We start from the raw sequence: 26381 nt of genomic DNA on the forward strand, positions 1-26381 counted from the left end.
ATATCTCAATCGTTACCGGACGGGACAAAGCTCGGCTAGCGTTCAGCCACATCCTGAAGAAAGTTTGTGAAAGCGTTCAAGTGGGCGCGACCGTGCGGAATTCGCCTCGGCGCGTCACCGTCTTCAAGCAGTTGCCTGACCGTGTCGACGCATTCGCTTGCGTCCGGGAATTGTTCCTTAGGCCCGGGTAACCCGTTTTCTGCGAGAAACTGGGAGCACTTGCGCTCGTAGCAGTAGAGCAACGCAGGTACGCCATACACGAAACCCGTGACTGCTCCGTGGAGCTTGGACGTTACGACACAGGAGGCCAATGCAAGGACATCCACCACTGCGGTGATACGGCCGGCGTATTGACTGCGTGTAACGGCTACGTTTTTGGGGACGAACATCCGTGCGATGTCACCTGTTACCCCGGCGCTCGGTCCGTCAAGCGAGAGAAAGTGCACCTCATCCACAAGGCGCGCACGATCGGCGACTTGCAGAATCTGGAGTGTCGCTTCCGTATAGACATCCAGATGCACGGCGACAACCAGGGTGCGCTTTTTCCGGTCGCGGCAGGAGGGTCGATATATCGCCGGCAGGGCAAAGGCCAGATCACCCAAATTCGGAGAGCAACCTCCGGTCATGGCTTTCACCGTCATTACTGATGACTCGTCGCGTACGGCGATCTGCCCGATCTTGCGAAGGATCTGTGCAAACGCGGATTGTCGGTCGCTGCTGGAGAATGGCCCGACCGACACACCGACAGCTGCAACCGGCTTGCCAAGCCTGCTGCCCAGGCTTGCAATAAGGTTTGCAAACTTCACCGACGCGTCACTGCCGAACAGGGAACCGCCTCCGAATATAGCAGCGTCTGCTTTGAGCAGCGCGACGACGTACGTGACGAAGCGCGCCGTCGTGCCCATCACTCCCGGGCGATTCCATAGCTTGCGCGCAAAGGAAAGATGGAACGCACGCGCCAGTCCGACCTGCTCTGACGCCCCGACAATCAGCGGGTCAACGCCAGGGACGCGCGCGCACATAGCCTCGAGCAGGTAACCGAACAGGTCATCGCCGAAGTTCTGGCGGCCGTAGTATCCGAAAAATGCGATTGTTCGCGTCTTGCGCGGACCGACGATATCCGTCACACACGCAGGCCGATCCATCCCCTTTGAAGCGTGGGACCCATCAATCGCCGTACGGCGCGAATGTAGAGACATAAATTATTCTGGTTATGGGTTGTTAGGAGACAAACGGTGCAGGGCGACTGGAGCTGTGGCCGGCCGAAGCGGGTTGTTAGCGTTGATTACTCGACGGTACATGGCGACATGTGAGCGAAATAGCCGTTCGCCGCCGAACCGTGCGAACGCATATTCACGCGCTAGCGCGCCCATGCGCCGGCGCAGTGGAGCATCGTGAATCAGGCGCCGCGTGTATTGAGCGAGTTCATCGTCGTTGTTCGCGAGAAAGCCCGTGACGCCATGCAAGATGACGTCACGATTGCCGACAATACGTGTGGCCACGGCGGGCAACCCTGCGGCCTGAGCTTCTATGAGCGCGATTGGCATGCCTTCCCATAAGGACGGCAATACGAAAATGTCGCTTGCCCGCAGCCGTTCCCGTAACTCCGTAGCCTCAATCCACCCGGAGACGTCAATGCGGCCGGGGTCAATCCACTTGCTGCACGCTTCTTTCTCCCCGTCGCCAAGCCAGACGAACCTGACATTGCTCTCGCCCGCAAGCGCCGTCGCGAGTGCGGTGAATCGCCACGGCGCTTTCTGATAAGTCACGCGCGCAGCCGTACAAACGACAAGCTGCCTGTCCTCGTCAGAACTCGGGCGTTGCCCGAACGCCGTTAGATCGACGGCATTCTCGATAAAGCTGGTCCGCGTCTTCTTCGAGAAGAGCATGCGTGCGTATTGAAACTCGCTCTTTGAACAGGCGACGAGCTGACCACCCAATGCATGCAGGATGCTTTCCGCCCAGAGGTACAGTTTCGCCTTATGGGATCCGATGTCCTGCTTCAGAAACGCAAATCCATGCGGAGACGTGACGGTTCGGCTACGCATGCCAACGAAGCACGCGGCAATCCTGCCCAATGCGCCCGCTTTTGATGAATGCAGGTGGAGTATGTCTGGACGTTCACGCACAAACGTCAACGCGAGGCGAAATGTGGAATTGATGTCATGTCGGCCAATGGGTGTTTTCATCTCCACTATGCATCGACGTACCCGGCGATCGAACAGCGATTCAAGCCGCTCGGGCGGCGGCGTATCGGGCCGGACAGAGTGCACGACGACGACGTCGTCCCCTGCCTGGACCTGCCGGTTAGCGAGAAGGGCGATGCAATGGAGCACACCGCCTCCAAGTGCCTCCGTCACGTGCATGATCTTTTGCTGCATGGTCACCTCACGAAAGCTGCTCAAGCCATGGCGCGGCACGATAAGGCAGGAATGGGGACTGCCCGCGCCCCTCTTCGTCCAGCATGTTGTGCGCTCTGCCGGCCAGCGCGATGACGCCAACAACGAACAACCAAACAGCGAGCTGCGTGCTCATCCGCCCGGTCGCTGGCGCGTACTGCCGCCAGAGCATGACGATCATCAGATCGAGCAGAATCAGCTGGAAGCGAATTCCGGCATAGGTGAACTGTGTGAGTCCATAGAGGGCGAGCCCCAAAGCTGCACACATAACCCAGCCGACCGGGCCGATATCGAAATCACGTCGAAAACGCACCATGATGCAGAGCATCAGTGCCTGGATCGCCAGAAAAAGCAATCCGGACGACGCGTTCGGCGCGGACATGTCGCCGTATAGGCTCGATTTACTCTCCAGGTAGCCAGGTATCAGGAGACCGCCCACTATGACGGCCATGGTGCTGCACACGATGACGACGGCATGAGGGCGCCGGGTCACCGCCGGATAGAGCAGGAACAGCGCCACTGATGAAAAATGGATGCATGTGCCGACTAACGCAAAAGCGAGATAGCGCAGGGGTTTTTCCTGCGGCGACACGCGTGTCGCCACCAGAAATATCGTCGACGCGAGGCCAAATCGCATGACGTTCATAGTCAGCTCGTAAAACATCGCCGGGACGAGCACAAGGCCGCCGAACCATATGCCGTAACGACTGCGCCCGATTGCCCAGACCAGCAGACATGCAATCGTCAGCGAGATGGCATTGACGACGAAGCGCGGATCAGGATCGATATGCCACAGCAAGCGTGCGTAGGCGTTGAACAATGGCTCACCGCCGTATCCGCCGCCCGAGCCGAGGCCCCGGAACGCGTCGTAGTACGACGCGGTATCTGTGCCGCTATCGCCACGTAGCGCCACCAGTAATATCATTGGAATTGCACTTGCCGACAGAACTGGCAGGTTGGTGCCGCGATACGCAATGCAAAGCGCGATCCCGAGGTAAAAGACGAAGAGTGGGGCGAGGTAGGAGGTCATGATGATCCGGTCTTGCGAGTTCGATAGCCCTTATGGAGTGACGTGTTCATGCGAACCTTCCGGACACAAGGCATCGACGTACGTATTTGAGTGCGCTCAAGGCGGAGAAGCACATCCATTCGGCGCAGCTGATGGCCCCGCGTTTCCTGAAATGGCGATAGTTATCCTGCTCTCCGCACTGGATTTTCCAGAGTTGCGCGCTCAGGCCCGTTCTGGCTCCGAACTGGGCCTTGTAGATGTATGACAGTGACATCGGAAACAGATAGGCATGCCCGCGATGAACGAGGACCAGATCGAGCAGCATGAAGTAGTCTTCGGCATAGTGCTTTCTCTCGTCGAAACGCGCCTTGGCCTCGGCGCGTACGACGACGCTCGAAGGCGTGAACCGATTCGAGAACAGCACGCGCCAGCGGGGGACCCGCTTCGGCTGGCGCGATGCCTCATCGAATGCGTTGGCGGCCCGATCGTCGCAGGCTTTCCATTGCGCGACGGGGTGCCCCGTAATAACAGCGTCGGCATGGGCATGCATCCACCCGTACTGGATTTCGATTTTCCGCGGGTGCCAGCTGTCATCGGCATCGAGAAATGCCAGATACGGCTGCGTCGCCTGCGCCCAGGCTGTATTGCGGGCAGCCCCAGGACCGCTATTGCGCGATTGCGCGATTACCCGAACCCAGCCAGCCGGGTAGCGCAGCGACAGCTGCAGCATCTGTTGCAATGTGTCATCAGTGCTGCTGTCGTCGACCAGGATGAGCTCCATGGGGCGCAACGTCTGATTGAAGACAGACTCGACGGCCCTCGAGATCGACGCGCTGCAATTGAAGCAAGGGATGATTGCGCTGACGGGCGCACTGCCGGTTGTTCCGTTACCTTCGATAAGCCCGGCGTGAGTAAGGTGCTCCGTTTGCGCGGCGCTGCTAGCTATGGCGGTTCGACTGCCACCGTTACGGAAGCGAGCGGACGCTCGCGAGCCGAACAGGAACCGGCGCGCGCAGGCGACTGACAATACAGCCCATGTGGCCTCGCCGGCGATCGCCGCGATTGCGGCACCGGTGAGACCCTGGGAAGGAACGAGGAGGCACCCCGCAATGACGCTGACGGCCAGAGCGGTCGCTGCACATCCGTTTCGAACCTGGACGAAGCGGCCGGCGGTCATTACTGAAGAGGCGCTTACGGCAAGGAACCGGAGGGGAACGCACGCGGTCATGAGAACAACAGTGCGCACTGCTGCCGTGTACTGCGAGCCAAAAACGAGCGGAATGGCAATGGGCGCGACCAGCGAAGCGACAATCGCGACACCGATACCCGAGACGAGCATCCATCGGTTGCCCGTCCTGTACGCCATGGCAAGGCGCGCGTCGCCGGTTGCGGCCCAGCGGTGAAAACGCGGCATCAGAAGCTTTTGAAATAGCACGCTGGGCAGCAGATATAAGGCTTGTAGCAACGTCATCGCAACGCCATACGCACCCGCATCCCCGGGGTTCGTAAAATGCGCGACGATGATTAACCCGCTTTGGCCGTACGCAAAGAAGAGCAGGGTTGCGATACCGAACGGAGCAGCACGCTTCCATACCTCGGCGACGCGGGGCTGTCCGACAGATTCATATCCGGGGTCATGTTCGTCACTTGCTGCGGGCCTCGCTCCATGGCCGACGAGCGCGATCCTTCCGGTACGTAGCGCCGCGACCGAGCGCCAGGCGCCAAGCGAGACAAAAGCACCGATGCAGCCAAAACCCATCGCGAAAACGTCGTTTGCGACTTTGATCCGCCAGCAAACCAGTACAAATACGAGGCGCAACAGGTGCTGAATGCCCTGCCACGCCGCGACGAAGCCAAACTTCTCCTCCAGCTGGAGTTTGGCCGTCGCCAGTTCAATTGCCCCTTGTGTGAGCACGACTGGCAACATCCAGATGATGAGGCGACCGGTGGCTTCGTCGCGAGGACCTGTGAGCGCCCACACGGCAGCGGCCGCCAGACTTATAAGCGCGCTGCGTCGGACCAACCGGATCGATGGCTCCATCCATCTGAGACCGCCCCAACCTTCAGTTCCGAATGCTTGCAACCAGAGAGAGGGCAGGCCAAAGCCGACCGCCGGCGCGATAATGTTGATCGCTGCGAGCGCCGCGGCAAAGCGGCCGAAGCTTTCCGCGTCGAGCGCGCGCGCCAGCGCCGTCTGCACGCCGAACGCGACTGCTGCCGAACCGATGGCGCTCGCAGAGAGTAACCACATTGCCCACGCATCACGGCGCGCGAGATTCATCGAGCCTCTCCCTCGAGTGCAAGGCCAGCGCGTTGCCGGTCCCCACGTGCATAGCGGTACGCACCATATCGAGCGCCGTATCGGAAGTACCCGGCTACCGGATCGACACCGTTGAGCACCACGCCCTTTACCGTGACGCCGACCTGTCTGAGCCGGCGTACGCATTCTTGCAGTTCAGACGCCTTCGTCGTCCCGGCACGGGCGACCAGGATTACAGCGCCATTGACATACGGGGCGAGAATCGCGGCATCGGGAACGACGAGCAACGCAGACGTATCGACGACTACGAGGTCGTAACGCTCGGCGACCAGGCGAAAGAATTCGCGCAACGATGCATTATTGAAATGATCGGCCGCGTTGAACGGAATCGTGCCGCATGGCAGAAAGTCGAGGCTCGTTCCACTGACCCGCCGGATTGCATCGTCGAGCGCAATGTTGCCAGCGACTATGTCTGAGAGGCCCAACGCAGGCTCAACAGCATGGTTGGGGCTCAATGACGACTGACGCAGATCGGCATCGATGAGAAGCACACGCTGACCAGAGCTGGCGAGCAGCGCCGCGAAATTTGAAGAGATGAACGACTTTCCCACTGACTGCGACGCACCCGTGAACAGGACGACGTTGCCGTCACGTTTATTCAGCGAGTCTTTCAGTGCGGCCCGCAGGCAACGCGCACCCTCGATGGAAGGGTCTGCCGGATCCGCCAGCGCCAGCGGGCGCCCGGCAGCCGGATCCCTGCGGCGGCGCGGCAGCCAGCGGGAGCGGCGGCGCCCGTTCGGTACGCTGGCGTAGACCACAAGTCCCGTTTCATGCTCGACGTCACGCGAGACGGTCACCCCGCCAAATAGCCGGTCCCGGATGAACGCGGCAGCGAGCGCGCCAAATGCAGCGATGAGGACAACGACGCCAGACAGGACCGGGCGCCATAGTCGCATCGACTGGTCCGGCCGGTCGGCCCTATCAAGCACGCGTACATTGCCGATTTTCCCGGCGCGCAACATCTGCAATTCCTCGATGTTGTTGAGCAGACCAACGTACATGTCGTTGCTGACTTTAGCGTCACGTTGTGCCTTGACAATGTCCCGTTCGGTCTCGGGAAGCTGATCGATGCGCGCATTGAGTGTCGAGGATTGCGCCCGCAAGACAGCGATCTGCTCATCCAGTCCGACGACCGAGGGATGCCCTTGCTCGAACCGGGTCAATGCGTCGGCACGCCTTTGCATGAGCCCGGCCATCTGGGTCTCGTTTTCCGCTGACTGCTGAAGCAGCGTTTTCGCTTCGCCCTCGACATCGACAGAGCCTAACCTGCTCCTTACCGCTGCGTATCGTGCGTCTGCTGCGTCAACCTTCTGCCTGAATTCGGGAATCTGCGATTGTAAGAACGCTAGTGAGCGCGCGGCCTGGTCTGATTTCAGCGCGTCATTGTGATCGACGTAGTGGCGTGCGATCTGGTTCAATGTCGCTGTAATGCGTCCCGGATCGGTGCCGCGCAGACGCACCTGCACGACGTTAGACTCCTTGCCGAGCTCGCGAATTGACAGGCGCCATTGCAGTGCGTTGATTGTTTCGAGCCGCGATTGGCGGGTCAGCGAAAAGCTCGCGCCGTCAATGGCATGGATGGCATCGACCTTCAGTGTGATGGGCCCTTCGGTCGACGAGAAGGTCTCGCTGCGTCCTATGATGCCGGTCGCGCCATCCGGAAGATCCGGGCCGGTCAGGGTGTAGCGGCCCGCACCGGCCAATGTCAGGCGATACCGCTCACCTTCGAGTGCGTCGGGCACATCGAACCGGCTTACCGCGATAGACTCTTCGCCCCATGTGAAACCACCCATGCCGAAGAGCCCCGGCCGCGACAGGCCTTTGCTCGACCGCGCGATGGCATCTCCAATGAGCGGAACGCGCGAGGGCTCGGCCTCGATAAATAGCCGCAGGTCGTCCACTGCTGCTCCCAGCACAAGCCGGGACTGCAGTACCTGCGTCTCCGTGTTCACCGACGATTTCACGTCGAACATCGAAAGCAGGTCCTCTCCCAGCGGCGATGAACTGATGGCCGCAGCCCGACTCTCATCGACCTGCGTCAGAACGCTGGCTTCGTATTCGGGGTTCGCGAGAAAGACCGCCGCGAGGCCGAGAACCGCAACTGCTCCGAAGATCCACGCGATCATCCGCCGGTGCAGCACGAGCGCATCAAGCATGGCCAGAAAGCCGAATTCCTGCGTATTTGCGGCAATGTCGTGCGGTTCTATCGAAGGGGTAGTTGTATTGGTACTCATCTTGACCTTTCACAATGGGAAGCATTCACTCGGTCGACAGCTGAAGTTTGATTACTTTTCGTGGCCCTTAGGCCACGCGCCATGCCGCCAGCTCGTCGACGACAAGTCGACCAGACCATCCCGAGAACATCGCCTTCAAGGTTGCCTGGGCAGCTCCAGCCGGCACCCGTGACTGGGTGGGCGGTATTCCCCGGCCGGATACGTTGCGTGTATCGTTCGCTGCCAGCAAAGCGCCCGAAGCGCTACGAAATTCGAGGTTCAATACGATCCGGCACAGACCCGTGCTGGCGGAGGCGGCACAGGCAACCGCAATCGTCTCTCCTGGCCGCACGACGAACGGCGCTTTAGTTGATATGGAGAAAGACGAGGGAACTCCATTGGGCGCTTTCACCAATAAAACCGGGCTTCGTTGACTCCCAGGGGCGAGGCTCGCTTCATCACGTTCGGCCGGCTCAACGATGACTCCGTCCACATCTGGCGACACCAACCAGTGAGAGAGCGAGCCCGCGCTGGTGCCTGCCGGGTCGTATCCGAATCCGCTGTCCGCATTCAGGATCGAGCGGCGCCATTCGAGCGCGACGATACGTTGGAAGCTTGAGGCCGACAGCGATTCGACGGGCACGTCGTCGGCAATCAGCGCATGGAGCGGGTTCTGACCCGGCTCTTCAAAACGCCATTCCACACCGGATGCGCAGAATCTGGCCGCTCCCGCAATCAGGCCGCGCGGTGAATTGGCAAGGCCGATGCGTTTCCACGGGCGCGGCAGGACGATCGAATCGCGGATCACCGTGCGCAGATCGGCGCCGGCACCAATGGCGTTGACGACCAGCCCGTCGATGCCTTCGATATGGCAATGATTGAACGCCACGGTCCCGTGGTTAGCGGTACGGCCATATCGCAAAACGTCGCCATTGAAATCGAAAGAGCAACTGTCGAACATGAAGTCCATACTGTCCGAATCGATGCGCACGGCGGCGGCAGAGCCCGCGAACGTGCAATCAAAGAATGTCATCCGCTCGCCGCTATTGAAGCTGGATGTGCCAACAGACGGGACATGGACACTGTGCTCCCTGTTCTGTTCGAAGCGGGAAGAGGCCCACGAGGTGAGGTAGGTGTCGATCGGGTTGATACGAAGGCCGGTTCTCCAGCCTGTCACAACCACGTTACGGCCACCGGCTTCGCGGACTACGCCTGTGAAGCCCCGCTGCCGATTCCCAAGTGCTATGCCGCATCCGTCGGATCGCGATGTGCCAGGCCCGAGGACGGAGATAGTGCCCCCCGAACCGTCGAGAAACGGCGAGCGGTCGCCTGGAAAGCGCAGGTCCGTTACGGCCAACCCTGTTTCGTTGTGGCAGAGGATGCCGTCATTGCCTGCCGGAAGTCGCGTGCAGTCCAGCAGGATACTGCCCACTGAACGCAGCTTGATCCACGGCGCCGTCTCAATGGTTTTGGTAAGCACGTAGCGGCCTGCTGGAATGAGCAGGCAGGGCAGTTGCGACGTATCCCCGGACCGGAATGCGATACTTCGGACGTGATCGATGGCGCGCTCGAAGGTCCCCGTGTCGTCGCTGGTGCCGCGCGCGCCAGACTCAAATGCGTCCAGCCACAGCAATCCCCTCGAAGACATGCCGTCTGACGAGGAGCCAGACGCCTCTGCCCGTGCAACGCTCGCCGTAAGCAGGGATACGGTGGATAACGAAAGCATCGCGCGTCTGTTCATGACCGGGCGGCCCGCATTGCTCCTTCCTGGCGAGGAAGCTGGCTCGCGGGCGCTCACTTGGCCACCAGCCCTGCAGTGAGACCGGCATTGATCGCGGGCGTGAGCAGATCGAGCACGCGACTGAAACGCACGAGGCTGCTGTTGTCGACGTAGACGATGTCCTTCGGCCGCAATTCAAAGCCGTTGGCGAGGATCATTGAAACCGGCGATGCGGCGTTGAGATGAAACACCTCGACATCCTTGCCGGTTCCGCGAATGACAAATAGCTGCGCGGCATCCGCGGTGTTCGGATTGATGCTGCCAGCCTGCGACAGCGCGTCGCTAAGCGTGAGCTTCCCGCTACGCAGGGGCAACGCAGTCAAAGGTTTGCCGACTTCACCCATGACGAAAACGCCGTGATCTTCTCGCGCGGCCACACGAACTACATCGCCTGCCTGCAAACGGATTTTTGACGGATCGAGGCCGTGCTCGAGCATGCCCGTGAAGTCGATGCCATACGATTTCCCGCCCCGAACGAGCGTCACGCGGCTCTCGTCTGCCGTTGTGTTGAAGCCGCCCGCATGACTGATCGCGCCGTATATCGTCGTTGGCACATCGTTGAGCATCTGCACGCCCGGCGTATGCACCTCTCCATCGACATAAATCTGCTCTGAGCGAAATGCGGCGATGCGCACTGTCACCTGAGGATGGTGCAATGATTTGCCAAGGGCGTCGGCGAGCTGGCGCTGGATCTCGTCGACCGTCAGACCGGCGACGCACAATCTGCCCGCGTATGGAAACCGGAGATAACCGTTGTCGTCAACGACGAAGCCCGGGGGTGGATCCGAGGCCCGAGCGTCAGCGGCCGGTTGACTGCCAAGCGCTGCCGCCAGCTCTGGGTGATCCCACACAGTAATCTGAAGGACATCACCCGCTCCGACCGTGTATGCGTGGCGCGGATGAAAGAGTGTGCGGATGCGCGTGTCGTCCTCGCGGGCCGAATCCTTCCTCATTTTTTCAATGAGCGACATCGTGACTTCCGTCGTCGGTATCGTGACCGTTTCCTGCGGATGCGTGTCGCGTCCGTCCTGTCCTGAGACTGGCAAGGCAGGAGGTGTGCTCATCTTCATGCCCGGCGACAGTGCACACGCCGACAGAAGCAATGCGATCGCAGTAACTGTAATCGGACGGGCCCAGCGCAGGACGGTGTGCGTCTGGCCGCCGGGTCGAGCGGCAAACATTGACTGGGTGACCTTTTTCTTATCTGCAAGCATGAAGTGACGGGTCCTACGTGAGACGCCGGATGGGCAGTGAGGATTAGTAGGCATGGCGATGAATGAATCCTCGCCGGATTGTCTCGAGTACGATTTTGATGTCGAGCCAGAATGAGCGGTGCTTCAGGTAGTGCAAATCGTAGGCAATTCGAGCCGCCATCTTTTCGAGCTTGTCCGTTTCGCCCCGGAACCCGTTGATCTGAGCCCATCCGGTGATACCGGGCTTGATGCGATAGCGACTTGAATAGCCTCCGATGAGCGGTCCATATAGCGCATCGTGTTCAAGCGCGTGAGGACGCGGGCCAACCACCGACATCTCGCCGCGAAAGACGTTGATGAATTGGGGAAGCTCGTCGAGACTCGTACGGCGAAGGAATCGTCCAACGCGGGTAATACGCGCGTCATTCCGGGTTGCCTGGCGCAATACCCCTTCCGTTTGCGCATGGACACGCATCGTTCTGAACTTGTAGATCGTGAACGGGCGGCCGTTCAGTCCCTTGCGCCTTTGTTTAAAAAAGACCGGTCCTGATGAGCTCAGTTTTACTGAGGCTGCTATCGCGACGAGGAGCGGAAACAAAGCGACCAGAGCGGCGGTCGCGAAGGCTCGGTCAAATATTTCTTTCTCAATGGACGCTCTCTGTAACGGTGGCTGCGTACCCAGTTCAATCGACGGCAACGCGGCGAGGTCCCTCGGGTGGTACGTCTCATCGGCCCCCATCTCTCCGATGTCAGGAAGGAAGCGCACGGTGACATAAGTGTCCTTCAGAACCTCGCAGCAGTGCACCAGCATGGGCTCCTCTGACAGCGGCAGTACAATCCAGACCTCGCTCACGTCGCCAGACCCGGTTAATCGCGCGAGTCGCTCCAGTTCAGGTGTGTCGGCCCGAACCGTTCCTTGACCCGTCTTATCGTTGCCCCTTGGCAACGGGATCGTCTCAACGATGCGGATACCGGTTTGGTCGTCGTTCGAGGCGGAAATAGAGCTGAGTCGGTCGAAATACGCGCCATGGCCAACAATGGCGATGGCACGGTCTTCAGGGCAATCCATCCCGAGCGCACGCAATGTCGAGCTCACACATGTGCGAGCCACAACAACTAACAGAGTCGCGAGGGCTGCCCAGATACCGATCGAGATCGAGGTTTCCCGCAGTCCTGAGCCAGGCTGCGCGAGCCGCAGGACGTTCCATGCAAGCAGCTGGATGAGCGCTCCCCACGCCACGGCAATAGCGAGCAACCGAAACGCTCCCCGACCGCCCGACTCACGAGCGCTTGCATTCCCACAAGGTGAGGGAATGAGCCCCGTGAGGACTGCGCCGCCCGCGGCCATGAGAAACACCGTTTCACACGGAACGGAAGGCAATGGGAAGGCAACATGTGCTGCGAGACCGACGAAAGCGGTATTCAGAAACTGGACCACCGAATGCATCATTTACGCTTACTCCCGGCTACCAGGCGCATGAGGCCGGGAGTAGAGATGACCCTGCAGACATGTCGCTCCGCTCGCAAGGGCACGTCGCGCACTTTCTTGGGTTTCGATACCTTCGACGACGACGCCCGGCGCAAAGGTTTTGGCGAACTCGATAAGTTGAGCCAGGCGCGGGCTTTGTCGGGAGGAACCTTCCGCCAGGTGCAAGTGCCGAAGATCAATCTTGACAAAGTCGACATCGAGCGCGATCAATGCATTCAGGCTGATACCGCTGTCGCCCACATCGTCGAGCCCAACGCGACACCCAAGTGCCTGAAGCGCTTTGATAAAGTGCCGGGTCTCCGTTATCGAGGAAAAGGAAGCGCTTTCGGTGATTTCTATCGTCAGCCTTGAGGCGAGGTTTTGATCCTCGCGCAGCTGCGAAAGAATGGACGACCAGCTTTCGTCTGGCGTGGCGCTTTGCGCGGAAACGTTGCAGCCTAGGCGAAGCGCGGGATCACGCCGCAATGCGGTGATTGTTGAATTGACAACCCAGTCATCCAGTTTTCTGACCAGCCCGAGACGTTCAACGGCGGCGACATGACTGCCGACGCGCAGCCGTTGACCATTCGTCTTCTCGCAAAGCAAAGCTTCGTGGTATTGGACGTTTTGCGCATCGCCTGCGACGCAAATGGGCTCCAGGTCAAAATCGAGCCTTCCTTCATCCAGCGCGACGAAAAGCGCGCAGGCAACGGCCATGTCGCGCTTGTACTGCGCGCGCCAGCCGGGTCCGAAGGCGGTTGCGTTAGCGCTCTCCACGACATCAAGGAATCTCTCACGCTCCGAGCGCAAAATCGTCGCGCGCACACTGGGCGCCACGATGGCATCGTCGACCTGCACCAGCCGGCTTCCGAGTGCACTTACAAGCGCAGGCAGGATCGGTGCGAGGTCGAGCGTATCCAGTGTTTGTTCCGCGCGTGCAGCAACCGTCGATGCCTCGAAGAAAAAAAGGATATGGGCGTCAGACATCGCAACGATGGCGTTCTTCGATTGCGCGAATTCGCGTGCCTGCTCGTACACGATGTGGCGCACGCTGTGCGCGACCGTCTCGCCGTACGCGTGCCCGATCTCATGCAGATTCACGATTGTCGCGACGATGCACAGTTCCCTTGTGGACGATGAAGTGGACGCATCCGGCACTGCGCTCATTAGCGCTTGCGACGGGCTGGAGGTTCGAATAACGCCAGGAGTTTCCGCCTTAACGCGAACATCGAGCGAGTCAAGCTCAGCAGACGGGTGCCCGCCCGCATGCAGGCGGGTTAGCAGGGACGTCAGCATGTCACGAGCGGCGCAGTCGAAGGGTTCCATACAGTGTCCGTATGTGAATCGATCTTTCTCTAATGAATCAGCCATTTGTGGCTGAGAGGGCTCGGTCGGCCAGTCGCCGAACGTGGGCTTGCGAACAGACAGCCGCAACGATAGGGTCTGCGCGAAGGATCTGTAATCAGGATGTCCCTGTGGGGGCATGGATGAGAGCGGGCCGCACAGGTGCGCTCCTCAGCGATCCAGAAAACGTTTACGTCACTGGAAGCAATGCAGATCTATCCAGACACGAAGTGCTTCCATCGTGCTGTCGAACAACGAGCCATATCTGGTAGGGCGTGTCCCGACAGGAAACGACTGATTGGACTCCAGGCATTTCGGCCTGAACATCGGTTGTTCGTGTCGTTACATTCACTTACACTCGCGCTGCGGGATGTCGGATGACCGCAGTGAGCGCGCTTTTTCTGTATCGCTCCCCCGCTTGAATCCTATGGATCAGGATGGGGAAGTCGATTCTTTGCGGGGCCGAGGAAAGGTGGTCGCAAGAACCATCCTCGGACAAAGGACACAATCAATCATGTCTGCAGGAACGGGGTTGGACTCGTTGCTTCGCGAAAGATGCGATGTGCAACCGGGTCAAGACATTTACGCGGGGATAAGGTCGGAGGACCCGGTCCTGGCGTCCGAATTATTTTGCTCAACGGATGAGATAAATGCATTCCTGCGGGAAACGGTCGGGAGGCTGGTTCGCGTGCAGGAGTCTGAAAAGCGGAGGCTCGCTCGTGACCTCCACGACGAGATCGGACAGTTATTGTCCGCGGCGAGAATGCACGCGGAATGGCTTCGCAAAAGGTTCAGCGACCCAGCGGGAAAGCAGAAGTGTGAAATGCTCATCGATGCCACGGAGCGCGCGCTGCATGTAGTCAGGAACCTTTCACTCATGTTGCGCCCACCGCAGCTCGATAAACTTGGGCTGGTCGGTGCGCTGCGCTGGCAGATCGACACATTGCGGGAAGGGAGCCTCCTGATCACGCTTTGCACCGATGGATATATAGTGCCGGCTTCTCATCCCGTCCAGTTGGCAGCTTATCGAATCGTTCAGGAGAGCCTTACAAACGTGACACGTCATGCCGCCGCGCAACATGCGGTTGTACAACTCAAGAGCGCCCAGGATACGCTCGTCGTGCGCATCGACGACGATGGGAGGGGGTTCGATGTCGACTCAATCGGTGACATGGACGGCGTGGGAATCGCCGGCATGCGCGAGCGAGTAACGCTCCTCGGTGGTATGTTCGACATCACGTCAGGCACGGGAACTGGCACACGAGTGACCGCACAACTGCCGCTCGCCGTTTGAGATGTCGACCGAGTCCAACCAGACGTCGGTCCTGCTTGTCGACGACCACCAGTTGGTTCGAGCAGGGGTTCATGCGCTCGTCGATGATATCGACGGTTTTTCCGTGATTGCTGAATCGAGCGACGTGGCATCTGCTTACGACCTTATCGAGCACCTTCGGCCTGATATCGTGGTCACAGATATATCGATGCCCGTCGAAACCGGAATCGGCCTTCTCGAACGGATCAGAGGTAGCGCATGTCGTACGAAGGTACTCGTCTTATCCATGCACGCCACGATCGACCACGTATTGAGCGCTCTTTGTGCCGGTGCATCCGGTTAGCTCGTGAAAGATGCCACTACTGTGGAGCTCGAGCTTGCGCTACTCGCGGTTCGAGACGGCGACGTCTATCTGAGCCCCGGAATTTGCGGTCCGGTCGTAGCGGAATTGCTCTCAGCAGGCGCGTGCAAGCCGAAAAACCTCGCTTTATGCCAGGACAAATCTGCCTTTCACACGACAGCAGGCGTACCGCGGACTGTCCTTACTCCGAGGCAGAGCCAGGTCTTGAAGTCGATTGCACATGGCATGTCGACCAAAGAGATCGCATTCGATCTTCAGATCAGCGTCAAAACAGTGGAGACTTACAAGGCACAGGTCATGCAGCGCCTGGGCATTCGCGATATCGCCGGACTCACACTCTATGCGGCGCGCACGGGCCTCGTTTCAATTTGACAGCCATCAATGTGCATTTTGGCGCACGCGCATAGAACTGTGGACGCGGCGATCGTCGCAATGGTCGGCCTGTTCCGACCAGCGCTTCACGTCCCGTCGCGCGAGAGGTCAACGTCAGGCCACCGACCTGCTGCGCGGAATCGGCAAAGGTGGCGATAGGACCGTTTGAATAGATGCTTTTTTGTTGCGACCTATCAGCTAGGCCTATGCAGCGACCCCGTAAACGTCGCCTTCTCGCTCCACCACGTTTAGCCACTTTTGCAGCGTCTCTCGGCTACCATCAAGAAGTCGATCAACCAGGGTAGGATCATTGGCCTTGGCCAGCATGTTATGCAAGCCCAAATACCCAGCGAGCAGGTAGTGCATGGTCATGCCGAGTTCATTGCGTTTGCTCTGACAGCTCTGTGCGTGTCGATGCAGATCCTCGATGGCGCACCGAAGCTTTTGGCCTACGTAAGGCAGGGGTATGCCATGACGGTACTGAGAGCAAGTGTATGCGCGGCCGTTCGCGTTTAGCGGAAGGCAGGCGTCATCCGGTTGGTGGGGCATTGTATGCCTCCGTGTTCTGCTGCGCGGTCAACGATACGTTGGTCGTCGTCCAATTTGGAATCGCTGGCCATCGCGTTGGCCAGCACGCTGCCGTCTGTGCGACAGGCCGCATTCCGTGTTCAATCCAAGGAGGGAATTTTCTCTGTTATCGGCTGCGGCGTGCTGCGAATATCTACCGATGAGCGAACAATTTCCGCTTCTGTCTACGCTATTTCGACGGCTTTCTGCATAGTCTTGTTGCGCGCCAAAAAAACGTTACCAGGTAGCGTCAAGTTTCGACGCGATCATAATTCGCGCTTATAGCGATGCGCTGTCGCCGTAATCCTGCATCGGTCGCTATATTTTCAACGATAACCAGAGCAGGGAATCGCGTAGACTTGTCGGTGTTCCACTCCACGCATGGAACCGATGTTGTTGTCCTCCTGGGATGCGGCGCCGAAGGGGACTTCGGTGCGGCTGTTTTGCTGCTGGGGGTTCCCGAATTGCTGCTGGGGGTTCCTGAAGCAGTGCGCAATGTCGTTTTTAATGCAGCGCCGTATCGCAAAATACGGTGCTGCTTTTTTTAGTGATTTTCATTTTTTTAAGCCTTCTGCCCTTGAGTTCGCGTTGGGGCTGCCGATACCCTGCGATCCGTCACGCTCGCTGCGTTTTTTTCTCTCCATGAAGCGCAGCCTCGAAATTCCCCTTGCATTTGCCGGCCCATGCGGCGATGGGCGTAGGCTACCGGCGCGAATTCGCTGATTTCAAGGCGGCACGTTTCGAAGCTTCAGCGGGGGATAGCGCCGTCGCAGGCGTCGACCGGGAGCCGGCCGCGTTGCTCGAACAGGCGGCGTCAAAAATCGCTGCCGACAGTGCGCGAGTTTCAGCATAGGCTGACAGCGACGCAGGGCGCGCATCCGTTGCAAGCTTCTCCTTCATGTTCGCCGTGCTCATGCTCACTCTGATAGGTGGCTACATCTTCGGTCGAACCGTTTCCATTCCACTCGTTGGTGCATTGGGCTGTGCACGGGCTGTTGCAAACGGTGATCTTTCACTCGAATTCGAGACTCACGGAAAGGACGAAATCGCCGAGCTGCTCACGGCGCTCAAGTATATGCAGGCAAGTTTGGCACATGTAGTCGGAGGGGTGCGCCGCAATGCCGCCTTGCGCTGAACGCTACGGTTGAGGCGGCGCGGGCCGGCGAAGACGGACGCGGTTTTTGTGTCGCCGCCGCCGCAGTTCGCTCGCTTGTACAACGTAGCGCGGCCGCGGCTAGGGAGATCAAGGAGCTTATCAAAAGCTGCTCCGGGCGTGTTCAAAGCGGTTCGGCTCTAGTCCATGGTGCAGGAGCGATCATAGCGGACATCGTCGATTCGGTGCAGCGCGTGACGCAGGTCGTTGGCGAGATTTCGGCAGACTCGGATGAACAACGCGGCGGGATTGAGCAGGTCAGTCTGTCCGTGACGAAAATGGACCAAGTCACAAACAGTCCATACATCGTGCCATCCTGCCTGCAGGGCTTCCGCGCGCTAGATTTGAATGCATTGCTCGAAATGTGCGCGAGCGTGCTGATCAACGCTGATAAGCAGACCGGCGCCGCCCAATTTCGCTGCGATCCTCATCGGAGGACCGCTAACATTCATGTCATGAACTTCGCGTATGTGCGCGGTGCAGGTGCCGGACATGGAAACCGAAAGAACATCGTTGCGCTCGTTGGTCGACAAGTGGCTTGGGCCAACTCAGGAAAGACCTTCGCGGGTCACGGAATTCGGCCGCACCGCCGATGGTGTTCGCTATGTGTCACTCGAAGTACTACGCATGGCCAAGCCCCTCAACATTGCTTTTTTCCGCCATCACGATGGTGCCTGGCGAGTGTTCCCGCCAGCATCTGGCCAGACCCTGATGATGGGAATCTGACGATGACATGCCAGTCGCACGCCGACTCAGATTGGGGCATGGACGAGGCCGAAGCAGCAAATGAACGTTCGATGTCCGGGTGGACTACGTGTACGAGGTCACTATGCATTGTGTCGTCGATCCGTAACCTTCCGCAGATAGAAAGCGCCTACGGCACCGCAACCGCGCTGACAGTCAGGCATATCGTGTGCGAGCGCGCACGCGATTTCTGCACGCGCGCGTCGGGCATTGTGACGCGCAGCGGGGACCATATCGTTTTTCTGATTGATCGCGCCGTTCCTGAAGATGTGGCGGAGGTTCACTGGGCTTGCAGCGACCACCGCATCCTCGAAGCACTCGTTGCGGCGCTGGGCGACACGCCGGTGCTCACTTCGATGGGGCCAATTCGCGCGGCCATTGGCGCATCGATTCCCACCTGTGATGGCGCACCGTTGGACCTCGAAAAAGAAGCATCCGCGGAGACGCGGACGGGCACCAGGAAATGGCGGACACGGTATGCGTTGGACATGCAAGTTGCTGATGAACTGCTTGGTGCGCTCGAACGTGACGAGTTGTGTTTTCGCTATGAGAAAGTTCGCAGCGCGACCGGCAAGGGAATCGTCACCTACTACGAGGCGCTGTTATGCAGGACCTCAAATGGTGTCCCGGTCAGTATCGGCAAGCGGATTCCCGCGCTTGAACGGCTCGACCTGGTGGGTCGTCTCGATGGATGGGTCGTCACGTCGGTGATGGAGACGCTCCGCGCGCACCCGGGCATCTCGCTGGGCTGTAACGTGTCCATCCAGAGTGCGGAGCTCGGCGGCTGGTGGGTGACGCTTATCGAAGTGCTTGCCACGGAGCCGCAGGTCGCTGCGCGAATCGTCATCGAAATAACGGAAAGCGTGCCGCTAACCGACATCGGGCGTCGATATTGCAAAAGTGGATGGCGGATATCTGAATCAGGTCCGCTCGAACGACTCCACAAAAATGCGCCTCGGGGCCTTGATCCATCTCGCACGTGCATGCGCCCGGCGTGTCGTGGTCGAATGGGTCGAGGACGAGAAAGACCTGCAGCTATCCCTGGCCTGCGGTACGCATCGGGTTCAGGGATATCTTTTCGATCCCGTCTTCGCAGCCGGTCTGGTGAAATCCGCGTCTGAGCCGCACCTGAGCTGATGCTCGAGGTGGAAGCTCCAGCGGGACAAGGGCGACAACGATGTCGAAGATGCAATGCATGCGCGGCCTGTTACACGCGCGTATCAACCTCTGGAATCGGCGTCGACTTTCAGGGGAGCGCGTGTCTGCAGGAATTCGATGGCCGCCCCGGCACCTGGCGAAGGAAGCCGTCGACGTCCAGGCCTCGAGCGGCGGCGAGTCCGGCGCCGCCGCATGCGAAGCAGATTGTTTATCGACACCTGAGCGTGGTTCAGGAAGAGGGCACGACGTTGAACATGACCGAACTGGAGACGTTTGCCGCAGTGGTCGAATACGGCAGTTTTTTACAGGCGGCCGCTGCGCTGAGCATCTCTTCTGCCGCAGCGACACGCCGGGTCAAGCGACTTGAACAGTCAACAGGGGCACTACTGCTGATCCGTGAACCGACGGTGATGCCGACGCAGGCCGGGGAAAAAGTCTACCGTCATTTCATGTCGATCCGGCTTCGCGAGGACGACCTGCTACGGGAAATCCACCCCGGCAGAGCCGGGACGACTGCGCTGGCGCTTTCGATCAATGCCGATTCGCTTGCAACCTGGTTCGAGCCGGTTATCCGCGAACTGGTGCGGCATCATGTGGAGCTTGAGATTCTCGTGGACGACCAGGATCATACGCTCGATGCGCTGGCGCGCGGAGACGTCAAGGGCTTTCTATCGACGCAGGCAGAGCCGGTTGGTGAGCGTTTCGCAGCCGAGCCGGTCGGACAGATGCGCTATGAGTGTGTCGCTTCCCCCGGATTCGCCCGCGAATATTTCGCGGACGGCCTGGTCCTGCCCGGCGCACTGAAGGCACCGGCCATCCTGTTTAACCGCAAGGACAGGTTGCACGACGCATTTCTGAAGTCGTACTTCGGCACGACGGTCGGCAGGTACGTCAGGCACTATCTGCCTTCGCCGTCGGCGTTGCTCAATGCGATTGTTGACGGCCTCGGGTACGGCCTCGTACCCGCGCTGCAGGCCGAGCCGCTTGTTACTGGCGGCCAGCTGGTTGCGCTTGCTCCCGATCATGGCGTGATGATCGATCTGTACTGGCATCACTGGGAGGATGAGCCCGAATCGCTCGCGAAGATGAGGGCAGTGGTGATCGATGCGGCGCGGCGGAGCCTGGTCCAGCCGGCCATAAAGGGTGAGAAGGCCGGTTGATGAATGATTGTCGCATGCTGCTGCGTCGCGCCCCGGTGCCACTTCTGGCCGGCCTTGTCCAGCTGCGCATCGAGGCACAGAGGGCGGGTGTTGGCATCTTATCCGAACCTCCAACTTTGGGTCTGGATTCGTTGATCTGCGCCGCCATGCGGGAGAGCGGCGTCGGTCCTGCCAACAGTTTCTGTAGCGCGGGCGCAGCAGACGTCGTTGTGATCGGCAATCGGTCGTCGGGATCGCCCGGCAGATATCGAATGCACCGCATTGCCAACGCACATGCCGTCCGTTTTCCGGCTGGCATTTTTTCGCCAGCCTCCCTTCGGTCGGGTGTTCCAGGTATGCAGGACATCCGTCGAAGGTCGGCATTAATTGTCCGTTGGCAGAACCAGTAGGAAACCACGTTCACCGGTAAACGCACGTGGAGACGGGACGGAGAAAGTGATGGCAAGCGCGGGAAGGTCGTTGAGAACCATGGTTAACAACTGGCTCGCTCCAGACCCGACAAGAGGGTTCAGGGTCAGTCATGTGGGACGGTCCGCTCTTGGACGCTATGTTTGCGTCGTGGCGGACAACGGAGTGGAATCCAGGGCAATGTTCTTCTATCGTCACAGGGACGGCACATGGTGCATCTATCCGCCCGAGCCGGAAAGGCCTGTTATGCGGTTCGCGGAATTTATAACGGAGCGCGAGGACTGAACCGCAAAGGAGTTTGCGTAGCTGTGCGCCCCGCATTGCGCGGGCACATCATCGCTGCCGCGCTATGAGAGTGCGATGGCTAACTGATATTGAGGGCGTCCTGTTTTGACTTGTTTCACTTTCTTTTCCGCTCCTGACTTGCGGCGGACTCGATCCGCATTTCACGGCATGCTGCGCGGCCTCGCTGAGTCGACGAACCTAGTATCCCCGGAGCAGGCAGCAGCTTCGACTACCGGAACCTTGAGCGTCTTCGGCGCGGGTGTGCCATGACGTTGCGCGATCCGTCTTTGCCAACGTTCAGGCACCGAGCCTGCGTTATGCTGGTCGATAGAGAAACGATGTCGGATGGCCGCTGGTATCCGTTGCTCGCATTATGCGAGATCCATTTCCGTGAAGAAGTGGGCTACGGGGTGACGCAATGAGCAGCCCCATTTATCTGGTTCGACCACCGACAGAATCGACATCACTTTCAGCGCGGGGTGATCGCGGCGCCAGCAGAAGTGACGCACCGAATGAAGGCTCGATGTCGGGGAGCGCGACACGCACAGAGACGCTATGCATCGTGGCATCCATCCGTAATCTCAGTCAGATTGAGAGCGCCTATGGCACCCCAACGGCACTGGCCGTCAGGCACATCGTCTTTGAGCGCGCACGCGATTTCTGCATGAAAGAGTCGGGCATCGTGACGCGCAGCGGAGAACACATTGTGTTTCTGATTGACCGTCGTATGCCGGAAGAGCAGGAGAGCGCTTTTGCAGCTCGTAGCGACGCGGGTTTCGTCGAGGCGATCATAGCCGCACTCGGTGATGCGCCGGTTCTCGCGTCAACGGGGTCGATTCGCGCCGCCATCTGCGCGACGATTCCCGCATCCAATGACAAACCGTTCGACGTCGATACGGCGGATCCCGGCGAGGCGCGTATGGGCACGCAAGCGTGGCGCACGCGTTACTCGCTCGACATGCAGATCGCTGACGACCTTCTGGGCGCACTGGAAGCCTGTGAACTGTGCTTCCGCTACGAGAAAGTCTGCCATGCAATGGACACAGACACAGTCACTTATTACGAAGCGCTGCTGTGCAGGACGCGAAAGGGCGTGCCCGTCAGCGTCGGCAGGCGGGTTCCTGTGCTCGAGCGCCTCGGTCTGGTGGGGCGCCTTGACAGATGGGTCGTACTGTCCACTATCGATACCCTCCGGGAGTACCCGGGGATCTCGCTTGGCTGCAACGTGTCGAGCCAGAGTGCGAAGCTCGATGGTTGGTGGTGTGCGATTATGGAAACGCTTGCCTCGGAGCCGGCAGTGGCCGCGAGACTCGTGATCGAACTGACGGGAAGCGCGCCACTGACCGATATCGATCGGGTGAGGGAGTTCGCCAGGGCACTACAGCAGCTTGGGTGCCGCGTTGCGCTCGATGATATTGGTGTCGGCCTCAGTTCCGTGAGAAGTCTCGTAGAACTGGGCGTCGACATCGCAAAGGTAGATCGTGGAGACCTGCACGTTGCGCACTCGAGCGCGGACGCAAGGTTGCGGCTGGGTGCATTGATCCGGCTGGCGGGCGCCTGTGCTTCACATGTCGTAGTGGAAAATGTCGAAAATGAAGACGACCTGGCGCTCTGCGTGGCTTGTGGCGCGCACTGGGTCCAGGGATACGCCTTTGAACCGGTCTTCGCTAGTGGATTTCCGCGGGTCGCCCCGGATCATGCAAGCGATTGATCCGCGCATCGGGGGACTCGTCGTGAGGTAAAGCATGTATGAGGCGAGCGTGGGCGAGACGTGCAACATGTTCAGATCTGCGTGAATCGTACCGCAACCGTCCGCGGTCCGTAAGACTCGCAATCAGTGTCAGGCGCAATCGTTTATTGCCAGGTTGACCGGGCCGACGGCGAGAGATCCGCCGGCAGGCCGTTGCAGACTGTGTGATTTACAGCCTGTTGTGGCATTTCAAAGTATGGAACTGTAGTGGCAAAGCGACTTTACGAGGGGCGTCTTCCGCTCAATGCGAACGGGCAGGCCTTCACCTCGCGGCAATACCGTAATGGCATCCCGTTGCCTTATGTTGGCGAAATGCTTCGATGCGCTATTGAAGATATGCACCGAAACGCCCAACGCGGTGCAGGCAAACGCAACGAACTGAGCGTAACCATGCATTACCTCCTTGCAGCATACCTCGGTCTCTACAATATGCTGAGCTCGGCGAACGATCCCGCGCTGGCCGGCAGACTGCTCGACGGGAGCGGCGAGAAGCTGCAAAAGTGGCTCGGGGTAGTAGAGCGGGCGGGTGATGTTTGCGGAATGGCGGAGCTCGATAGCTGAATGTCAGCACGGCAAAATGCCGCGATGCTGCATCCTGCCAATGCGGCGCAATCAGGTCGATAGGCTGGTGCGGTGTCGATATATCGGTCAGCGCTTGAAGCCGGATGGCCCGGGAAAGCAGCTGACTTTTTGCTGCGCGTTCTTTAAGCGGCCATCAGTTGAGTGGCCGATCGCCAGCTCACGCTGGCGTATAAGCACGGCAACGGAATGGGCGACTGGAATTAAGCGCCGTATACCATCGCGCGCCGGACGCCGGTTGTGAAGAACATGACAGGCAATTGCAGAAAACGCCTTTGGTTGTCGATGGACGAGAGCAATCGATGCTACGGATTCTCTGCGCATTCATGTGCGAAACTGTTGATACGTATAACTGACTCCAGTAAGCGTTCTGTATCTTAGGATGCCAGATGTTTTCTGTAGTAAGCGGTTTCTCTGCTTGCAATGAATGCGAAAAACGCCGCGAATCTAGGCATAATCCGAATTCCTAATACGGAATTGTCAATGCGGGTTGGATATGCCTTTCAGCGAACCAGGAACTGCATTCTTCAGGTGGGTGATCTCCTCAGAGCCAGGTCTGAGTGCCGATAACCGGCAGGTACTGCTGGCCAATCTCTTCACGCGCACGCCGGAAATCGTCTTCGCGTCAGTTTGCGAAATCAGTGTCGCGGCTACTGCGTTTTTCCGGCATCCAACAAGGCTTTACGCGTACTGGATCGGCGCTGTCGCGATATTACTGGCAGTGCGACTGACATTGATATACCTGAGCTGCCGGCGGGTGGCGCTTGGACACCCAACGTTCACGTCGCATTTCCTTTTCGCAAGCATTCTCTGGGGTGCGCTGTTTGGCTTCGGCGTATTTCTCTGCAACACCAGCGGGGATTCGACTCTCTTTCTCATCGGCAACGTGTGCGCGGTCGGGGTCATCGGCGGTCTTGCGGGACGCAATGCCGGCACGCCGCGACTGGCCATGATCCAGATTACACTGATCCTCGGCCTGTTAGGGTTGGGGGCTGCCACGTCGCCAGGTTCGGGCAAGCTCGTATTGCTGCTTCAGGCGCCGTTTTGCGCCGCGGGCTTTTTCTCGGTTTCAATTCGCAGCAACCGGGACACGGTAGGCCTGCTGATAGCACGGGAACGCAGCGACTATCTCGCTCATCACGACAGCCTTACCGGGCTGCCCAACCGCGCGCGAATCAATGAACTGCTGTTCGAGCGAACAGAAGGCGGCTCGTCGCACGACTGCCGAGCCTTTGCGTTGCTGCTAGTCGACCTCGATGGCTTCAAGGCGATAAATGACAGCCTTGGCCACGCCGCGGGAGACCAGATTCTTTTGCAGGCGGCGACCCGTCTTGCGGGGATCTCTCCTGATCGGGAACTGATTGGGCGACTGGCTAGCGACGAGTTTGTCGTTCTTTGCGGGAGTTGCGCTTCGAACAGCGACGCCGGCTCACTTGCGGACAGAATCGTCAAGTTGATGGCGCGTCCGTTTGTATTGCCTGAGGCCACAGTACACATTGGAGCCAGCGTCGGAATTGCATTACATCCCGCGCATGGGCGCACGGGCCCGGAGTTAATGGTGTGCGCCGATCGCGCGCTGCATGCCGTCAAGCGGAGCGGCAAAAGCGCGTTTGCGGTTTTTGACCCGGACACGCATGCGTTCGACGACGATCTGAGCTTGCTGCGAAGCGACCTTGAGGGTGCCTTGCAGTCTTTTAACGGGCTACGAATCGAGTATCAGCCAATCGTCGAGATCCAGGGCAGCTTGATTGCTGGACGGGAAGCCCTTTTGCGCTGGCGGCACCCGTCCCGTGGCGAACTCTCGCCGGCTGCCTTCATCCCGATAGCGGAGCGCACCGGCCTTATCGTTGCATTGGGTGAGTGGGTGCTGCGACAGTCATGCGCGGATGCCGCGACCTGGCGTGACGTCGCGGTGCTATCGGTCAATGTCTCGCCTGTGCAACTGCGCGAGCATTCCTTTGCGTCGATCGTGTTTTCGGTTCTCGATGCGACGAAGCTGCCAGCGCACCGCCTGCAGATCGAGGTCACGGAGACCGTCTTTCTCGCTGACGACATCACGACGCGTCAGAACCTCAGGAAACTGCGGGAGATGGGAATTCGTCTGATACTCGACGACTTTGGCGCCGGTTTTTCGACGATGTCGACACTGGTACGCTTCTCATTCGATGCGCTGAAGATCGATGGTTCCTTTGTCCGCGAGGCCTTGCAGGGCGTGAAATCGGCCGCGGTCGTTCGTGGCATAGCTGCGTTGGCGCGTGAAATCGGGATCCCGACCACTGCGGAGGGCGTCGAGACTGAAGAGCAGCTGGAGTTTCTGCGCGCGTGCGGTTGCACCTATGCGCAAGGATTTCTGCTCGGGCGACCGGTGCGCGCCGAGTCAATCACGCGCATCGCGGGCACCAGGCACGACGCGAGATAGCTTACGCACTCCTGCGCAAGGGACAATGACGGTGTCGCATCGGATACAGCGTCGCTTATGCCGCGCCCCGACACGACGGCGGTCACGAGATCGCCGTGTTAGCCACGCAGTTCGCGCGTAAGCCTTTGAGAGTTCCCGTCGGCGCGTCGCCGGAAAACCTGGGATGTGCGTGCGCCATCGCGGACAGGGAGCACGACGCGATTCGCCGGTAGCACGCGCTTCGGACCGTCGCGAAACCGCCATGTGATGGAGAAGACGCCTGATCCGGAGTCGCCAAAACGTTGAAGGAATCACCGGGCAAACCATGCTTGGGTTGGGCGCTGTACATTGCGCGAAACCGATAGTGCACGCGCCGCACGCCACCCGACCGCCAGCCGTGGTGGCTGATTCTGCCTTGATGACGAGGCGGGCGGCCCGGAGCAATGC

Annotated in this window: 20 protein-coding genes and 2 pseudogenes; 12 read left to right on the forward strand and 10 right to left on the reverse strand. The window is 59.5% G+C overall.

The features are described from left to right. Positions 1–35: 35 nt before the first annotated feature. The 9 genes from AC07WT_RS29300 to AC07WT_RS29340 form a co-directional block, all read right to left on the reverse strand. Positions 36–1127, reverse strand: coding sequence for a polysaccharide pyruvyl transferase family protein (locus tag AC07WT_RS29300; protein WP_494949637.1), 1092 nt, complete (start codon positions 1125–1127; stop codon positions 36–38). Positions 1128–1211: 84 nt separating this feature from the next. Next, positions 1212–2420, reverse strand: coding sequence for a glycosyltransferase (locus AC07WT_RS29305; RefSeq protein ID WP_494949638.1), 1209 nt, complete (start codon positions 2418–2420; stop codon positions 1212–1214). After that, positions 2389–3429: an EpsG family protein gene (locus AC07WT_RS29310; protein WP_494949639.1), complete on the reverse strand. Its 1041-nt coding sequence runs from the start codon at positions 3427–3429 to the stop codon at positions 2389–2391. Before AC07WT_RS29310 ends, AC07WT_RS29305 begins: the two co-directional genes overlap by 32 nt. Positions 3430–3475: 46 nt before the next feature. Further along, on the reverse strand, positions 3476–5689 hold the full coding sequence (locus tag AC07WT_RS29315) for a glycosyltransferase (protein ID WP_494949640.1): 2214 nt from the start codon (positions 5687–5689) through the stop codon (positions 3476–3478). Next, the gene (locus AC07WT_RS29320; protein ID WP_494949641.1) at positions 5686–7962 is read right to left on the reverse strand and encodes a polysaccharide biosynthesis tyrosine autokinase; all 2277 of its coding nucleotides are present in this window, start codon (positions 7960–7962) and stop codon (positions 5686–5688) included. The genes AC07WT_RS29315 and AC07WT_RS29320 overlap by 4 nt, the downstream gene beginning before the upstream one ends. Before the next feature lie 67 nt (positions 7963–8029). Next, entirely contained in the window at positions 8030–9574 is a 1545-nt protein-coding gene (locus AC07WT_RS29325; protein ID WP_494949642.1) for a hypothetical protein, read from the reverse strand. A gap of 161 nt (positions 9575–9735) precedes the next feature. Next, on the reverse strand, positions 9736–10902 hold the full coding sequence (locus tag AC07WT_RS29330; protein WP_494949643.1) for a polysaccharide biosynthesis/export family protein: 1167 nt from the start codon (positions 10900–10902) through the stop codon (positions 9736–9738). A gap of 76 nt (positions 10903–10978) precedes the next feature. Beyond that, the gene (locus AC07WT_RS29335; RefSeq protein WP_494949644.1) at positions 10979–12364 is read right to left on the reverse strand and encodes an undecaprenyl-phosphate glucose phosphotransferase; all 1386 of its coding nucleotides are present in this window, start codon (positions 12362–12364) and stop codon (positions 10979–10981) included. Positions 12365–12370: 6 nt separating this feature from the next. Further along, positions 12371–13708 carry an EAL domain-containing protein gene (locus AC07WT_RS29340; protein WP_494949645.1) on the reverse strand — a complete coding sequence of 446 codons (1338 nt, stop codon included), beginning with the start codon at positions 13706–13708 and terminating at the stop codon, positions 12371–12373. Between the two features lie 532 nt (positions 13709–14240). On the opposite strand from AC07WT_RS29340, the gene AC07WT_RS29345 reads away from it, so the two are divergent. The 3 genes from AC07WT_RS29345 to AC07WT_RS29355 are packed head-to-tail and all read left to right on the forward strand — an operon-like array spanning position 14241 to position 15732. Next, entirely contained in the window at positions 14241–15020 is a 780-nt protein-coding gene (locus AC07WT_RS29345) for a sensor histidine kinase (RefSeq protein ID WP_494949646.1), read from the forward strand. A 1-nt stretch (position 15021) separates the two neighbouring features. Continuing rightward, positions 15022–15342 carry a response regulator gene (locus tag AC07WT_RS29350; RefSeq protein WP_494949647.1) on the forward strand — a complete coding sequence of 107 codons (321 nt, stop codon included), beginning with the start codon at positions 15022–15024 and terminating at the stop codon, positions 15340–15342. A gap of 21 nt (positions 15343–15363) precedes the next feature. Further along, positions 15364–15732 carry a response regulator transcription factor gene (locus AC07WT_RS29355; protein ID WP_494951071.1) on the forward strand — a complete coding sequence of 123 codons (369 nt, stop codon included), beginning with the start codon at positions 15364–15366 and terminating at the stop codon, positions 15730–15732. 204 nt (positions 15733–15936) lie between these two features. Here AC07WT_RS29355 and AC07WT_RS29360 read toward each other — a convergent pair whose 3' ends face one another. After that, the gene (locus tag AC07WT_RS29360) at positions 15937–16104 is read right to left on the reverse strand and encodes a hypothetical protein (protein WP_494949648.1); all 168 of its coding nucleotides are present in this window, start codon (positions 16102–16104) and stop codon (positions 15937–15939) included. Between the two features lie 690 nt (positions 16105–16794). On the opposite strand from AC07WT_RS29360, the gene AC07WT_RS29365 reads away from it, so the two are divergent. From AC07WT_RS29365 to AC07WT_RS29405, 9 genes and pseudogenes are all read left to right on the forward strand, one after another. After that, entirely contained in the window at positions 16795–17022 is a 228-nt protein-coding gene (locus AC07WT_RS29365; protein ID WP_494949649.1) for a hypothetical protein, read from the forward strand. Then, positions 16979–17745: pseudogene (locus tag AC07WT_RS29370) on the forward strand (HAMP domain-containing protein); the annotation flags it as partial. The gene AC07WT_RS29365 and the pseudogene AC07WT_RS29370, both read left to right, overlap by 44 nt. Positions 17746–17944: 199 nt before the next feature. Then, positions 17945–18178, forward strand: coding sequence for a hypothetical protein (locus AC07WT_RS29375; RefSeq protein WP_494949650.1), 234 nt, complete (start codon positions 17945–17947; stop codon positions 18176–18178). Between the two features lie 530 nt (positions 18179–18708). Continuing rightward, positions 18709–19059: pseudogene (locus AC07WT_RS29380) on the forward strand (EAL domain-containing protein); the annotation flags it as partial. A gap of 37 nt (positions 19060–19096) precedes the next feature. Continuing rightward, the gene (locus AC07WT_RS29385; protein ID WP_494949651.1) at positions 19097–19333 is read left to right on the forward strand and encodes an EAL domain-containing protein; all 237 of its coding nucleotides are present in this window, start codon (positions 19097–19099) and stop codon (positions 19331–19333) included. A gap of 275 nt (positions 19334–19608) precedes the next feature. Next, complete coding sequence (locus AC07WT_RS29390; RefSeq protein WP_494949652.1) at positions 19609–20514, forward strand: HTH-type transcriptional regulator ArgP; 906 nt, start codon at positions 19609–19611, stop codon at positions 20512–20514. 1111 nt (positions 20515–21625) lie between these two features. Then, positions 21626–22918, forward strand: coding sequence for an EAL domain-containing protein (locus AC07WT_RS29395; protein ID WP_494949653.1), 1293 nt, complete (start codon positions 21626–21628; stop codon positions 22916–22918). Between the two features lie 246 nt (positions 22919–23164). Continuing rightward, positions 23165–23518 (forward strand): hypothetical protein, encoded by a 354-nt coding sequence (locus AC07WT_RS29400; RefSeq protein ID WP_494949654.1) that lies wholly within the window; start codon positions 23165–23167, stop codon positions 23516–23518. Positions 23519–24032: 514 nt separating this feature from the next. After that, the gene (locus tag AC07WT_RS29405) at positions 24033–25955 is read left to right on the forward strand and encodes a putative bifunctional diguanylate cyclase/phosphodiesterase (RefSeq protein ID WP_494949655.1); all 1923 of its coding nucleotides are present in this window, start codon (positions 24033–24035) and stop codon (positions 25953–25955) included. Positions 25956–26381 lie beyond the last annotated feature (426 nt).

The organism is Paraburkholderia sp. GW821-FHT02A12 (assembly GCF_059422005.1).

Coding starts and splice junctions, on each gene's coding strand:
- AC07WT_RS29375 (WP_494949650.1), top strand. CDS start 17,945: ATGGAAACCGAAAGAACATCGTTGCGCTCGTTGGTCGACAAGTGGCTT.
- AC07WT_RS29395 (WP_494949653.1), top strand. CDS start 21,626: ATGAGCAGCCCCATTTATCTGGTTCGACCACCGACAGAATCGACATCA.
- AC07WT_RS29320 (WP_494949641.1), bottom strand. CDS start 7,962: ATGAGTACCAATACAACTACCCCTTCGATAGAACCGCACGACATTGCC.
- AC07WT_RS29315 (WP_494949640.1), bottom strand. CDS start 5,689: ATGAATCTCGCGCGCCGTGATGCGTGGGCAATGTGGTTACTCTCTGCG.
- AC07WT_RS29365 (WP_494949649.1), top strand. CDS start 16,795: ATGTCGTTTTTAATGCAGCGCCGTATCGCAAAATACGGTGCTGCTTTT.
- AC07WT_RS29360 (WP_494949648.1), bottom strand. CDS start 16,104: ATGACCATGCACTACCTGCTCGCTGGGTATTTGGGCTTGCATAACATG.
- AC07WT_RS29405 (WP_494949655.1), top strand. CDS start 24,033: ATGCCTTTCAGCGAACCAGGAACTGCATTCTTCAGGTGGGTGATCTCC.
- AC07WT_RS29345 (WP_494949646.1), top strand. CDS start 14,241: ATGTCTGCAGGAACGGGGTTGGACTCGTTGCTTCGCGAAAGATGCGAT.
- AC07WT_RS29350 (WP_494949647.1), top strand. CDS start 15,022: ATGTCGACCGAGTCCAACCAGACGTCGGTCCTGCTTGTCGACGACCAC.
- AC07WT_RS29310 (WP_494949639.1), bottom strand. CDS start 3,429: ATGACCTCCTACCTCGCCCCACTCTTCGTCTTTTACCTCGGGATCGCG.
- AC07WT_RS29330 (WP_494949643.1), bottom strand. CDS start 10,902: ATGTTTGCCGCTCGACCCGGCGGCCAGACGCACACCGTCCTGCGCTGG.
- AC07WT_RS29390 (WP_494949652.1), top strand. CDS start 19,609: ATGACCGAACTGGAGACGTTTGCCGCAGTGGTCGAATACGGCAGTTTT.
- AC07WT_RS29340 (WP_494949645.1), bottom strand. CDS start 13,708: ATGGAACCCTTCGACTGCGCCGCTCGTGACATGCTGACGTCCCTGCTA.
- AC07WT_RS29335 (WP_494949644.1), bottom strand. CDS start 12,364: ATGATGCATTCGGTGGTCCAGTTTCTGAATACCGCTTTCGTCGGTCTC.